Origin of the sequence: Marinobacter segnicrescens, assembly GCF_900111555.1 — a bacterium.
Classification (GTDB): domain Bacteria; phylum Pseudomonadota; class Gammaproteobacteria; order Pseudomonadales; family Oleiphilaceae; genus Marinobacter; species Marinobacter segnicrescens.
In genome coordinates this window covers 1-13016 of sequence record NZ_FOHZ01000009.1, presented here as the reverse complement: position 1 = coordinate 13016, position 13016 = coordinate 1, and the positions used below count along the sequence as shown (strand labels likewise).

Annotated in this window: 11 protein-coding genes; 3 read left to right on the top strand and 8 right to left on the bottom strand. The window is 60.6% G+C overall.

Annotated elements, in window-relative coordinates; genetic code table 11:
* Positions 1 to 50: 50 nt before the first annotated feature.
* The 4 genes from BM036_RS10470 to BM036_RS10455 all read right to left on the bottom strand — a co-directional run bounded on the left by BM036_RS10470 (position 51) and on the right by BM036_RS10455 (position 4294).
* A complete protein-coding gene (locus BM036_RS10470; protein ID WP_091851495.1) occupies positions 51 to 1646 on the bottom strand; it encodes a class I adenylate-forming enzyme family protein in 1596 nt (531 codons plus the stop codon).
* A gap of 43 nt (positions 1647 to 1689) precedes the next feature.
* The gene (locus tag BM036_RS10465) at positions 1690 to 2115 is read right to left on the bottom strand and encodes a MaoC family dehydratase (RefSeq protein WP_091851491.1); all 426 of its coding nucleotides are present in this window, start codon (positions 2113 to 2115) and stop codon (positions 1690 to 1692) included.
* Positions 2116 to 2120: 5 nt separating this feature from the next.
* Positions 2121 to 2576 (bottom strand): MaoC family dehydratase N-terminal domain-containing protein, encoded by a 456-nt coding sequence (locus BM036_RS10460; protein ID WP_091851488.1) that lies wholly within the window; start codon positions 2574 to 2576, stop codon positions 2121 to 2123.
* An 80-nt stretch (positions 2577 to 2656) separates the two neighbouring features.
* The gene (locus tag BM036_RS10455; protein ID WP_091851485.1) at positions 2657 to 4294 is read right to left on the bottom strand and encodes a long-chain-fatty-acid--CoA ligase; all 1638 of its coding nucleotides are present in this window, start codon (positions 4292 to 4294) and stop codon (positions 2657 to 2659) included.
* Between the two features lie 254 nt (positions 4295 to 4548).
* Here BM036_RS10455 and BM036_RS10450 point away from each other — a divergent pair, with 254 nt between their 5' ends.
* Together BM036_RS10450 and BM036_RS10445 are read left to right on the top strand one after the other, a co-directional pair.
* A complete protein-coding gene (locus BM036_RS10450) occupies positions 4549 to 5709 on the top strand; it encodes a C4-dicarboxylate TRAP transporter substrate-binding protein (protein ID WP_091851482.1) in 1161 nt (386 codons plus the stop codon).
* Positions 5710 to 5789: 80 nt separating this feature from the next.
* Positions 5790 to 7409 carry a class I adenylate-forming enzyme family protein gene (locus BM036_RS10445; protein ID WP_091851479.1) on the top strand — a complete coding sequence of 540 codons (1620 nt, stop codon included), beginning with the start codon at positions 5790 to 5792 and terminating at the stop codon, positions 7407 to 7409.
* A 55-nt stretch (positions 7410 to 7464) separates the two neighbouring features.
* Here BM036_RS10445 and BM036_RS10440 read toward each other — a convergent pair whose 3' ends face one another.
* The 4 genes from BM036_RS10440 to BM036_RS10425 all read right to left on the bottom strand — a co-directional run bounded on the left by BM036_RS10440 (position 7465) and on the right by BM036_RS10425 (position 12630).
* Entirely contained in the window at positions 7465 to 8622 is a 1158-nt protein-coding gene (locus BM036_RS10440) for a C4-dicarboxylate TRAP transporter substrate-binding protein (RefSeq protein ID WP_091851476.1), read from the bottom strand.
* Between the two features lie 39 nt (positions 8623 to 8661).
* Entirely contained in the window at positions 8662 to 10218 is a 1557-nt protein-coding gene (locus tag BM036_RS10435) for a long-chain-fatty-acid--CoA ligase (RefSeq protein ID WP_091851474.1), read from the bottom strand.
* 38 nt (positions 10219 to 10256) lie between these two features.
* A complete protein-coding gene (locus BM036_RS10430; protein WP_091851471.1) occupies positions 10257 to 11408 on the bottom strand; it encodes a C4-dicarboxylate TRAP transporter substrate-binding protein in 1152 nt (383 codons plus the stop codon).
* Positions 11409 to 11691: 283 nt separating this feature from the next.
* Positions 11692 to 12630, bottom strand: coding sequence for an NAD(P)H-dependent flavin oxidoreductase (locus BM036_RS10425; protein WP_091851831.1), 939 nt, complete (start codon positions 12628 to 12630; stop codon positions 11692 to 11694).
* Positions 12631 to 12792: 162 nt separating this feature from the next.
* Here BM036_RS10425 and BM036_RS10420 point away from each other — a divergent pair.
* Positions 12793 to 13016, top strand: a 224-nt coding sequence (locus BM036_RS10420; protein ID WP_143066596.1) for an acyl-CoA dehydrogenase family protein, incomplete at its 3' end; no start/stop codon positions are given.

Genomic DNA, 13016 nt, shown 5'->3' with positions numbered 1-13016 from the left:
CAGAACCCTAAGCTCCTCCGACCGCAGGCCTTACTCCATAACGCGAAATCTCAGGCAATCCGCTCCTTCAACCCAGCCTTCACCAGTTTGCCATTGGCATTGCGAGGCAAAGGCTCGTCCTGGATGGTCACGTAGTCTGGTGTCTTGTAGTCCGCCAGGTTCTCCCGGCAGAACTGGCGGATATCGTCTTCGCTCAGTTCCTGGCCGTCCACCTGGGTGACGAACACATGGATTTTCTCCCCCAGTACCTCATCCGGATGGGGAATCACCGCGCACTCCACCACCGCCGGGTGACTGATGATCAGGTTCTCCAGTTCCACACTGTAGATGTTGTAGCCACCCCGGTTGATCATGTCCTTCTTGCGGTCGAATATCCGCACAAAGCCCTGCTCGTCCATGGAGCCAATATCCCCCGATTTCCAGTGACCGGCCGTGAACTCCCGGGCGTTGGCTTCCGGGTTGTTCCAGTAGCCCGGTGACACCATGGGCCCACTGATCCACAACTCGCCGGATTCCCCCGGCGCCACCTCGCGGCCGTGGTCGTCCATGATGCGGATATCACCGCAGGGCACAGGCTGCCCCACGCTGTCAGCATGCTCGCCGGCGTCGCCCAGGGGCAGGCAGGTGGACGGGGAGGTGGTCTCGGTGGCGCCGTAGGCGTTGATCAGCTCCAGGTCTGGTAGCTGCTCCCGTAATTGGGCAATGGTGCTTTCCGGCATGGGCGCGCCACCAAAGCCGCCGATGCGGAAGGCGCTCAGGTCATGGTCACGGAAGTTGGTGCGCAGCAGGCACAGGTTGTACATGGCCGGCACCATGATGGTGTGGGTCACTTTCTCCTTCGCCAGCAGCCTCACCGCTTCCACCGCATCAAAGGCCGGGATGACCACGATGGCACCGGCCACGTGGGTCATGGTGAGCATGTTGGCCACCAGCCCGGTGACATGGCTGCCCGGCGCCACCAGCAAGGTGCGCTCGCCGTCCCCGAGGGCCATGGTGTGCTGGAAGTGCATCACCGAGTGGATGATGTTGAAGTGAGTGAGAATCACGCCCTTGGGCTTGCCGGTGGTGCCGGAGGTGTAGAGGATTACTGCCGGTTCTTCCTCCTTGATGGAGGGCAGGGGTAGCCTGGTTCCGGTATCCTTCAGCAGGTTCTCGAAAGGCTCGCTATGCTCATCGCCGCCACCAATGGCAAAGCGATGTTTCAGGCCGGGCAGCTCATCGGGTGCAGGCAGTTTGCGGCCCTGTTCGCCGGCAAAGACGATCGCCCTGGCGTCGGAATGCTCCAGCATGTAACGCAGCCCGGGCCCCTGTTCGCGAATGTTCAGGGGCATGACAATGGCCCCTGCCCGCAGAACGCCCAGTACCGTCAGGACCAGCTCGGTACTGTTGCCGATCAGCAGGCCGACCCGGTCACCGGGCTCGACACCCCGGTGCCGGAGCTGGGCAGCCATGGCCTCGGCCCGGTCGGCCACCTCCCGGTAACTCAACCGTTGCCCTTCACAAACGATACAGTCTGCCTCCGGTGCCCGTTCCACCGATGCCAGGAACGAATCCAGCACACTGGCCGGACGCTCCTGATAGCAGCGTACAACACGGTCACCGAAATGGTGCTCATGGCGGATGGCAAAGTTCGGGGTGGTGCTCATCGGGGTAAATCTCCGGTATTTGTAGGTCGGTAGCAGAATAGCGTTATGGATCCAGGCGGACTACGGCATCACCAACCACCTTGGTTTCGCCATGCTGATTGACCACGCTGAGTTCGAGCCGTGCCCGCTGCTCGCCGGCTTCCTCGAAGCGTTCCGTGATGCGCCCGCTGCAGCTCAGCTCATCGTGAACGTGTGATATCGCCACAAAGCGCATGCCGAAACTGACCAGGGCGTCCTGGGGCAGCCAGTTGGTGAGCATGCGGCCCAGGTAGGCGGAGGCCAGCATGCCATGGGCGAAGACATCGTCCATGCCATGATAGCGGGCGAAGTCCAGGTCAACGTGAATGGGGTTATGGTCGCCGGAGGCGCCGGCATATAACGCCAGGGTCAGTCGCGAAATGGGTGGCGTGGACAGGGGGGGGATCTCGTCCCCCACCTTGATGGATGTGGTGTCGACATCAGGGCGCATAGGTCTTACCTGTGGCGGATAATAATGATGGAACGAAGGTCGGCGAGCCTGTCTGGTTCCTGCCTGCCGGTGTCCCGGTAAACGGCGGTCTCGCGCACCACGAACTCCATGGCACCGGCCTTTTTTTGATAGATGTCGGTAATCCGGGAGTCAAAGGTCAGCCGGTCGCCTGCGCAGGCCACCTGGTAGTAATCGAAGTGTTGCTCGCCGTGCAGTACCTTTCCCAGCTCGATGCCCAGCGTGTCCATATAGTCGTAGGGGTTGTCCCGTTCCATATCCAGACAGAACAGGAAGGTGGGAGGTACCGGCAGCGACCGCCAGCCGGCCGCCCTTGCAGCGTCTTCCTCCAGGTAAACCGGGTTGGTCTCGCCAATGGCCCTGGCAAAGAAGCGCAGTCGGCCGGCTTCAACCAGTTGGGTATGGACCGGCAACCGGAAGCCGATAAAGCTCGGGTCGATCATGGTAAGTACCTTGCATGGGAAGTAACTTGCATGGAGAGCCCTGAAAACCCCGCCAGCCCTGAGGCTGGCGGGGTATGTGCTCAGCCGGTGGTGACCGGCTTGAAGTCGCCGTACTCTTCCCGGAGCTTGGTCTTCAGCAGCTTGCCGGTGGCCGTATGGGGCAGTTCATCTACAAACAGGATGTCATCTGGCAGCCACCACTTGGCCACGTGTTCCTCAAGGAAGGACATCAGCTCGTCCTTGCCGATGGTGGCGTTATCCTTGAGCACTGCAATCAGCAGGGGCCGCTCCTGCCACTTGGGATGGGCGATACCGATAACCGCGGCTTCCGCCACCTCCGGGTGGGAGACCGCAGCGTTTTCCAGCTCGATGGAGGATATCCACTCCCCGCCGGACTTGATCACGTCCTTGGAACGGTCCACCAGCTGCAGGAAACCGTCCGGGTCGATGGTGCCGATATCGCCAGTGGGGAAGAAGCCCTCGCTGTCCAGTTTGCTGCCCCCTTCCTGGCGGAAGTAGCCGCTGGCAATCCACGGGCCTTTCACATAGAAGTGACCGGAGGTCTTGCCATCCCAGGGCAGGCGTTCGCCATCATCATTGACAATCTTGATTTCCACGCCCCAGATGCCACGGCCGGCCTTGGTCTTGAGTTTCGCCATGTCCTCATCGCTGAGGCTGTCATGCTTGGGCAGCGGTTTGTTGATAACGCCCAGCGGACTGGTCTCGGTCATGCCCCAGCCCTGAACCATGTCGATACCGGACTTGCGGAAACGTTCGATCATGGCAATCGGGGGTGCGGAGCCGCCCACACCCACGCCGGTCAGGCTCAGGTTATCCAGGCTGGCCCCCTGGGTGGAATCCAGGTACTGGAACAGCATCAGCCAGACCGTGGGCACCGCCATGGAGAAGGTGACATTTTCTTCCTTCATCAACTGATAGACGCTCGCGCCGTCCAGGTGCTGGCCGGGCAGGACCATCTTGGCACCGACCATGGGTGCGGAATAGGGCACGCCCCAGGCGTTGGCATGGAACATGGGCACGATCAGCAACATCGTGGTCCGGCTGCTGATTTCAAAGGCGTCCGGTGCGACCTGCATCAGGGAGTGCAGAACGGTGGAGCGATGTCCGTAGAGAACCCCTTTGGGGTTGCCGGTGGTACCGGAGGTGTAGCACAGGGATGAAGCCGTACGCTCGTCGAACTCCGGCCATTCGTAGTCGTCGCTGGCCGCTTCCATCAGCTCTTCATAGCAATAGAGGTTGGGCAGGTCGATGTCCGGCATGTGCTCCCGGTCCGTCATGGCCACGAAGGCCTCTACCGTCTCCAGCTGCGGCGCCAGCTGCTTTACCATGTCGGCAAAGGTGATGTCGAAGAACAGCACCTTGTCTTCGGCGTGGTTGATGATATAGGTCAGCTGTTCCGGAAACAGGCGCGGGTTAACCGTATGCAGGATGGCACCGCTGCCGGAAACACCGAAGTAGAGTTCATAGTGGCGGTAGGTGTTCCAGGCCAGTGTGCCTACCCGGTCCTGAAAATCCACGCCCAGGGTCTTGAGGGCGTTGGCCATTTGCTTGGAGCGATTGCGCAGTTCCCGGTAGTTGGTGCGGTGCATCGGACCTTCCACGGTCTTGGTGACGATCTCGGTTTCCGGGTGGAAGGTCGCTGCGTGCTCGATCAGTGATGAAATGAGCAGGGGCTTGTCTTGCATCAGTGCTTGCATGGAGCTCTCCTGAGTTCCTGAAGTTGTTGTGGTTGTCGCAGGATGTGAGCATCAGTGTCTCGCAACGTGAAAACAGCGACCTCGTCTGATTCGACGATTTGGGGCGCTGGTCCCCCCTTGAACTCGTCGGAACGGACGAGGCCCTTCCCCGGGGGGATTATTACGCTGGATGATGGCTGGAATCGCCTGGCCATTTCCCGACAGCAAGTCCACAACAATAAGCGCACCCGGAGCTGGTGCACAAAGGAGCTGTAATGCGTTATCTGACCATACCCCGACTTACCCGCCTTGCCCTGCCCCTGGCTATCGCCGGAACATTGATGGCCACCGCGGCAGACGCCCGCTCAATTCGCTACGCCACGGGCTATGCGGCCCAGTCCATCGGCGCCGTAGCGGGTGATGCCTTTGCTGAGGCGCTTGACGATTACTCCGGCGGCGAACTGACCGCAAAGGTCTATCCCCAGTCCCTGCTTAGCTTCTCGGAGACCCCCTCTGGTGTACGTGACGGGCTTGCAGACAGTGGCCTGGTGTTGACGCCGTATTTCCCGGCGGAGTTTCCGAGCACCAACCTGGCAGCGGAAATCTCCATGCTGCTGGAGCTGACCGGTGCGCCGGCGGAAACCGCTGGCCTGGCCTATGCCGGGGCCATGTCCGAGTACCTTTTCAACCACTGCCCGGAATGTACCGACGAGTTTGATGCCCAGAACCAGGTGTTCATTGGTGGGGGCGGCACGTCCCCCTATTTCCTGCTGTGTAACAAGCCGGTTCGTACCATGGAGGAGCTGCAGGGCAAGCGCATGCGGATTGGCGGTGCCCAGTGGTCCCGCTGGGTGGAGAGCATGGGAGCTTCCCCGGTATCCGTGCCCCAGCATGAAACCTACGAGGCCCTTAGCCAGGGTGTGGTGGACTGTTCTGTCCACTCTGCGCCAGAGCTGACCATCGTGAAGCTGATGGAGGTGGTGTCAGACCTGACGACCGGGGCGCCGGGTGGCGTGTTTGCCGGTGTGGCCAACACCGTCAATAAGGACACCTGGAGCAGCCTGGGCGAAGACGAAAGGCGCGCAGTGCTGCATGCGTCTGCGGTGCTTTCGGCGGAGCTGAGCTGGGGCTATGCCGAGGCTGCCCAGGAGAACATGAAGACCGCGGACGAACTGGACAGTATCGAGATACACGAAGCCAGCGATGACATGAAAGCCCGGACCCGTGAGTTTATCCAGCAGGACCTGGATGCCATGGCCGCCACCTACGCGGATAAGTACGACATCGGCAATGCCGGCGAGATGATTGAGACCTTCAAGCCGATCCTGGAAAAGTGGGTGTCGCTGGTGGATGGCGTCGATAGTGGTGAAGCACTGGCCGACCTGTATTGGGAGGAAGTCTTCTCCAAGGTGGACGTAAGCCGCTACGGGCAGTAACCCTACGACAACAACAAGAAACAATGGCAGCCTGGCTGGGTTGAGTCATCATCAGGCTGCCAGAACAGGAGTGTTGAATCATGATCCTGCACAAACCTGAACTGATCGAGGAATATACCGGCAAGGGATACTGGGCCAACAAAACGCTGCTGGAACGCTTCGCCGCCAACTGCGCCGCCCACCCGGACCGTGAGGCAGTGGTGGACCCCCCGAACCGGGACGAGCTGGTGGGTACGCCCGCCCAGCGCCTGACCTGGGCCGAGTTTGGCGAGGCGGTGGATGCCACGGCAGCGGAACTGTCCCGTCGCGGATTTGGCAAGGACGACGTACTGGTGGCTCAGCTGCCCAACGTATGGGAACTGGCCATGCTGTACCTGGCTGCGGCAAAGGCCGGTGGCTTGCTTTCCGCGCTGCCCATGCAATGGCGACGCAAGGATGTGGGTTATGTGAAAGACATGACCGGGGCCCGGTTCTATGCCTCGGCCGAGAGCTTCCACGGCTTTGACTACCAGGCCCTGGGCCAGGAGCTGGGTTTCGACCATTACATCGGCCTTAAAGAGCTGACCGATATTGCCCGCACCAAGCCCGGCCAGGTACCTGAAGTGCCGGTAGACGCCAACGACATCTTTACGCTGTGCTGGACTTCCGGCACCGAGGCAGACCCCAAGGGCTGCCCCATGAGCCATAACAACTGGGAGTACCTGATCAGCCTGGTATTCACCACCTGTGGCCTGCAAAAGGGCGATCGCATCCTGTGTGTGGCGCCCCTGGTGAATATGACTGCGGTGGGGGTGAACTACGTACCCTGGCTGGCGGCGGCGGGGACCCTGGTGCTGCACCATCCCATTACGCCGGAGATCCTGCTGCGCCAGCTGACCGAAGAGCGTATCCAGTACACCATCCTGGTGCCGGCAATGCTGAATATGATCGCCAAGCTGCCCAACGTGGACCAGCTGGACCTGTCCAGCGTGCGGACGATCACTACCGGTTCAGCGCCGCCCTCTGCCTGGTCCATGCAGGAGTTCAAGCGTCGCTGGGATATCGACATCGTCAATATCTGGGGCCAGAACGAGGGCACCAGCCTGGTAGCCGGCCCGGCTGATGTGCCTGACCTGGACATGCGGGTGGATCACCTCCCCTGGTGGGGCAAGAAGGGCGTCGAGTGGCCCTCCGGCATCTATGGTGTCGAGGTGAAGATCCTCGGCGACCGGGATGAGGAAATTACCGAGCCGGGCGGCATTGGCGAGCTGTGCTACCGCAGCCCCGGGTTGTTTGCCGGCTACTTCCAGCGCCCGGATATCACGGAGCGTTCATTTACTGACGACGGCTTCTTCCGTACCGGTGACCTGTTCATCGTGCAGGATGCCAACCACGTAGGCTTCTACGACCGCAAGAAAGACATGGTGATCCGCGGCGGCTTCAATATTTCCAGCGTGGAGGTAGAGAATGCGGTGCTGGGCTTCGACAAGGTGCAGGACGTGGCCGTCATACCCCAACCGGATGAGATCATGGGCGAGCGGGTCTGCATCTGTGTGGTACCTGCGGATGAGGACCATCCGCCGACCCTGGAGGAAATCAACGACTACCTGAAGGAACAGGGTATGAGTGTCTACAAGCTTCCCGAAAAGATGAAGTTGATTGATGCCATTCCCCGTAACCCGGTGGGCAAGATCCTGAAGAAGGAATTGCGGTCCGCGTAACGCAAAAGGGCCGGGAGTTGTCTCCCGGCCCTTTTGTTGCCGCTTCACCGTCGCTTTACATGCCGTACTGGTTTACATCCACCTTCGAGAAGACCTCATCCCAGTAGAGCTGCTGCAGCTCTTCCCCGGTTTCCACGTCCTGTACCATGTCGATCCAGCGTTTCAGGCTTTCCCTGAACTCGGCGATCATCTCGCCTGAGCGTTCGAGGTCATGGTTTTCCTGGTAGCGGGCAGCGATGGTTTCGGCATCCTGCTCGATGAACTGGCGGGTAGCTGCCTTCAGTTCATCGCCAGCCTCGTGCACGGTAATGTCTTCCTTGTCTTCAATCAGCTGCCGGTTTTCCTCATGCTCCTTCACGTAGAGGCGGGCCAGCTCAGCGATAATCGCAGCCGAACCGTAAAGCACGGCCTCACGGTTCTCTGCTGACAGGCCTTTCCAGGCGTCGGCATTCATATGGGTGGCAATGCCCCCGAAGATGCCCCCTGGCACACCGAGCGTGATGTCGCTGGTCACTTCAATGAAGTTGAAGTTGGTCAGGTCCGGCAGGTTGTGGGCGGTGCAGTCCAGTACGCCCTGGCCCAGGCCCTCATAAACCTCGTTGACCGCCATTGAGACCGGGGAGGCATTCATGGCCTGGGCCCAGCGGGCCCACTGGGGGCCACCAATACGGATACGCTTGCCTTCGATGTCCTCCATGGTCACAACGGGCTTGTTGCAGATCAGTGTGTAGGGCGTGCTGCCCGAGATGCCCAGGAACACCTGGTTGCTGTCGGTGTATTCCTCCAGGCATTCGGGGCAATCGTTAAACACGTACTCCGAGATGGCGCCGCCAAAGGCAAAGGTGGCTTCCCGGGCCGAGACGTCATCCAGTTCCAGCAGCATGGTCAGCTCCGTCAGCATGATGGTGCTGGGGAATTCGGTCTGGAAATAGGGTGTCAGTACCGCGCCGAAGTCCGCCATGCCGTCCCGCAGGCCCGGAGGGGTTTCCATGAAGCTCAGCAGGGACTGCATATAGGGTTTGACCGTCAGGTCACCGCCGCTGCGCTCGGTAATCGCATTGGCGAAGACCTCGATACTCTTGGAACCGATGGAATTGGGTGTGGCGCCGGAGGCAAAGCTCAGCTCGCGGGCTTCCACGTTGCCGGCGGCCAGCATACCGGTCAGTGCGGCACCGGCGATAAAGCCGGCAAGAGGGGTTTTCAGGTACGTCATGGGGTACTCCCTTTCATTGTTGTTGTAGTGTCTGGTGGCTCAGCTCACCTTGCGGTCCCGGTCGGACCAGTGCTCTTCCCTCAGCTTGTACTTGAGCAGCTTGCCCGCCGGAGACAGGGGCAGTTCGTCACGGATTTCCAGGCTACGGGGAATCTTGTAGTTGGCGATCAGGGTCTTGCAGTGGGCCATGACTTCATCCAGGGTCAGCTCGGCGTCGTCGTTGACCACTACCGTGGCGTGGACCCGCTCGCCCCAGTCCTCATCCGGCACGCCGATGACCGCACACTGGGCCACCTGGGGCATCTGCAGCAGGGCCTCCTCCACCTCGGCGGAATAGACGTTCTCGCCACCGGTAACAATCATGTCCTTGATGCGGTCCACTACATAGACAAAGCCGTCGTCATCCATGTAACCGGCGTCGCCGGTGTGCATCCAGCCGTTACGCAGGGCCTGGGCGGTCTGCTCAGGCTTGTTCCAGTAACCCTGCATGACCACCGGACCCCGGGCCACGATCTCGCCCCGGGTGCCATTGGGTACGGTATTGTCCTCGCCATCCACGATGCGGATTTCCACCATGGGCAGGGGCCGGCCGGCGGACATCATCTTGCCGCTTTCAAAGCCTTCGTCGGTATGCCAGTCCTTGGTGAGGATGGTGACCGTCGGGGACAGTTCGGTCATACCGTAGGCCTGCAGGAAGCCGGCTTTGGGCATGGCCTGCCGGGCCTTGTTGAGCAGCGTGCTGTCCATGGGGGAGGCACCGTACATCATGTGCTGCAGGCCGCTGAGGTCATAGTTGCTGAACTCCGGGTGGGCAAGCACCATTCTCAGCATGGTGGGCACCAGGAAGGTTTCGATCACGCCCTCGTTCTGAATGGCCTCCAGCACTGCCTTGGGTTCGAACATGGGAATGATCACGTTGGTGCTGTGGCGGGCGACCGCCTGCAGGATCAGGCCGGTGCCTGCAACGTGGAAGGTGGGGGCCGCATGCAGGGTTACGGAGCGGATTGGCATGTTGGCCACCGCCTGGGAGCCCAGTCCGTTACTGAACAGGTTCATGTGACTGAGCATGACGCCCTTGGGCTTGCCGGTGGTGCCACCGGTGTACATCACCGCCGCGAGGTCGTCCTTGCTGCGCAGGGTGTCTTCCATTTCGTCGTTGTCGCGGACCAGGTCCTCGAGATTATGGGTGCCGGCGGGGGTTTCCTTGTCGCCGGCGTAGATGACAGTGTTGAGGGATTTTGAACCCTCGGTCAGTGGGTTGATCATGGGGCTGAAGGTGTCGTCCACAACCAGGAACGTGCTTTCACAATCGTCCAGGGAATAGATGATCTCCGCCGGGCTCCAGCGGATGTTCACCGGGTTGATCACGCCTCCGGCCCAGAAGGTGGCATAGATGGCTTCGGCGTAGCGGTCCGAGTTAAGGCTCAGGATGGCTACCCGGTCGCCTTCTTTCAGTCCCAGCTTTTTCAGACCTGCGGCCAGCCGGGCGATGCGGGAGACAAATTCCCGGTAGGTGTGGCGGCGGCCCTGGCAGACAGTGGCTGTCTTGTCCGGTGCCTCGATCAGGGCTTTGTGCAGGGGTTGCGTCAGGTACATGTGTTCGGGTCTCCTTGATTCTTGTTGTCAGTGCTGGATCAGAAGCCGTGCCTGTCTACGTCGACCTTTGAGTAGACTTCGTCCCAGTAGAGCTCGGCCAGTGCCTCGGGGGAGTCGATGTCGTCGACCATGCCGGCCCACTTTTCGATGATGGGGCGGAAGTCCGCCAGCATCTTCTCGCCGTCAGCAATACCGTACCGTTCCTGGTAAGCGCTGGCGATCCGCTCCAGATCGGCCCGGATGAACTTTCGGTTGGCTTCGACCAGGCCCTCTGAAGGCGCATGGACGGTGATGTCTTCCAGCTCGCGGGCAGTCTCCAGGTTGTCCAGGCTGGCCTGCGCATAGGCCCAGGTTATGTCGGCGGAAGTCACTGCAGTGGCGTACATCACAGCCTCCCGCTGCTTTGTGTCCAGTGACTGCCAGAAGTCCCGGTTGATACTGTTGCTGGAGGTGCCGTAAACCCCGCCCGGGACGTCTGTGGTGATATGAGTGACCACCTCCATCATCTTGAAAATCGTCAGTTCCGGCGTGGACTGGATAGTGCAGTCCAGAACGCCCTGGCTGATGCCCTCATACATTTCATTCACAGACATGGACACCGGCGAGGCCTCCATGGCTTCGGCCCAGCGTGCCCAGTTGGCGCCGCCGTGGCGAAGGCGCTTGCCTTTGAGATCCTCGACGGTGGTCACGGGTTCATTGCACAGCAACATGTACCGGGTGCTCGCGCCGGCACCTGCGTAGACCTGGTTTTGTTGAGTGAACTCTTCGAGGCAGGAGTCGCAGTGATTGAACAGGTATTCCGCCATCGCGCCCCCGAACGCCATACCGGCCCGATGCTGTTCAAGGTCGGTAAACTCGAGCAGCATCGATGACTCACCCACCAGGTTGGCCCGTGGATATTCGGTGGATGAATAGGTCAGCAGCACGGCGCCGGCGTCCGCCATGCCATCCCGCAGGCCATCGGACATTTCCATGAAGTTGAGTAGCGTCTGGGGGTAAACCTTGCCGGTCAGGGTGCCGCCTGAATGTTCCTTCAATGCTTCCGCGTAACGGTCGGCGGCCTTTGAGCCGATGGAGTTGGGGGGGTAGCCGGTGGCGTACTTCAGTTCGGTGGCCTGGGCCTGGCCCAGCATGGCGGTTGTCAGTACCGCGGCTGAAACCATGGCGGACAGGTGTCGGGTTTTACGCATCGGGTCATCTCCTGGTGATTGCGGCAATCCGGGTGCCGCTTTTTGTTGTGGGATGGAGCGTCGAGCGTGGGCTTGGGTGCTGTTTTTTTATTGTCGTTGTCTTGGTTGAACAGCTCCCAACAAGCTAGGTCAGGACCGAGCAGTCAGCTATCGTCGGAACCGACGAATTGTTTGCCTTTGTCACGGCGGAACCTCGGGAGGCTATGGGGGAGCTGGCTCGGTGAAAGTAGGCAAGGGCACCGGTCGCCCCCGCTGCAGGGGGCGACCGGATGATGGGCCGGGATCAGCCAGCGAACTCATCGTTGCAGGCTTGCCTCATGGCTTCCCGGTATTCCGCAGTCAGGCGCTGGCACAGCTCCGCTGCGGACGGCTCATCTTCGATGGCACCGACACCATGGCCTGCGGACCAGACGTTCTTCCAGGCCTTGGCCTCGTTCTCCATATCGAGGCCGCCATGGGCTTCGTCGCTGGCGAGGTCCAGGCCCGCGGCTTCCACGCTCGGGCGCAGGAAGTTGGCATTAACACCTGAGACCTTGGGCGTGTAGACGATATCAGCAGCATGGGTATCGCGAACCATCGCCTTGTACTCTGGCTGCACCATGGATTCCCGGGTTGCCAGGAAGCGGGTGCCAAGATAGGCGAGGTCGGCTCCCATAAGCCGTGATGCAGCGATCTGGGCGCCGGTACTGATGCTGCCTGCCAGGATGACCGTGCCGTCAAACACCTGGCGGATTTCCTGTACCAGTGCAAACGGGCTCACGGTGCCGGCATGGCCACCAGCGCCTGCAGACACCGCGATAATGCCGTCCACACCGGCCTCAGCCGCCTTCTCCGCGTGGCGACGGTTGATCACATCATGGAACACCAGGCCGCCATAGGAATGCACCGCTTTCACCACTTCCGGTACTGCACCCAGTGAGGTAATCACCAGGGGGACCTTGTACTTGACCACCTGCTCCAGGTCGGCCTGCAACCGGGGATTGGAGCGATGGACAATCAGGTTGACCCCATAGGGCGCAGCATCCTTGCCTTCAAGTCGGCCTTCAATCTCCTCCAGCCACTCCACGAAGCCTTCGGTAGAGCGCTGGTTAAGGGCCGGGAAGGTGCCTACGACACCGTTGAGGCAGGTCTCTACCACCAGGTCCGGGCCGGATGTGAGGAACATGGGGGCAGCGATGGCCGGAACTTTGAGCCGGCCCTGGAAGGAAGCGGGAATAGCCATGATGAACATCTCCAGGTTTATTGTTTCAACGCGTTCGCCTGCATAGTGGCACGATTGCCGGCCCTGCCATTCGTCGATTCTGACGAGTTATTCCGGTGGACAGAACGAATAAGATAATCGGTCAAGAGTGTTTGCCCATAATAAAGACAAGGACCAGCAACCATGACCACTGCAAAGGCTACCCCCGGAGTTTCCGCCATGGAACGTGAAGACAGCACCCTGTTTCTTGATATGGTGCGGCGCATCCTTGAGCAGGAAGTGGCGCCCTTTTATGAGGACTGGGAGGAAGCCCACCAGGTTCCCAGGGAACTTTGGAACAAACTGGGCGAGGCCGGCCTGCTTGGCGTGGACCTTCCCGAGGAATATGGCGGCTCTGATGCAGGGCC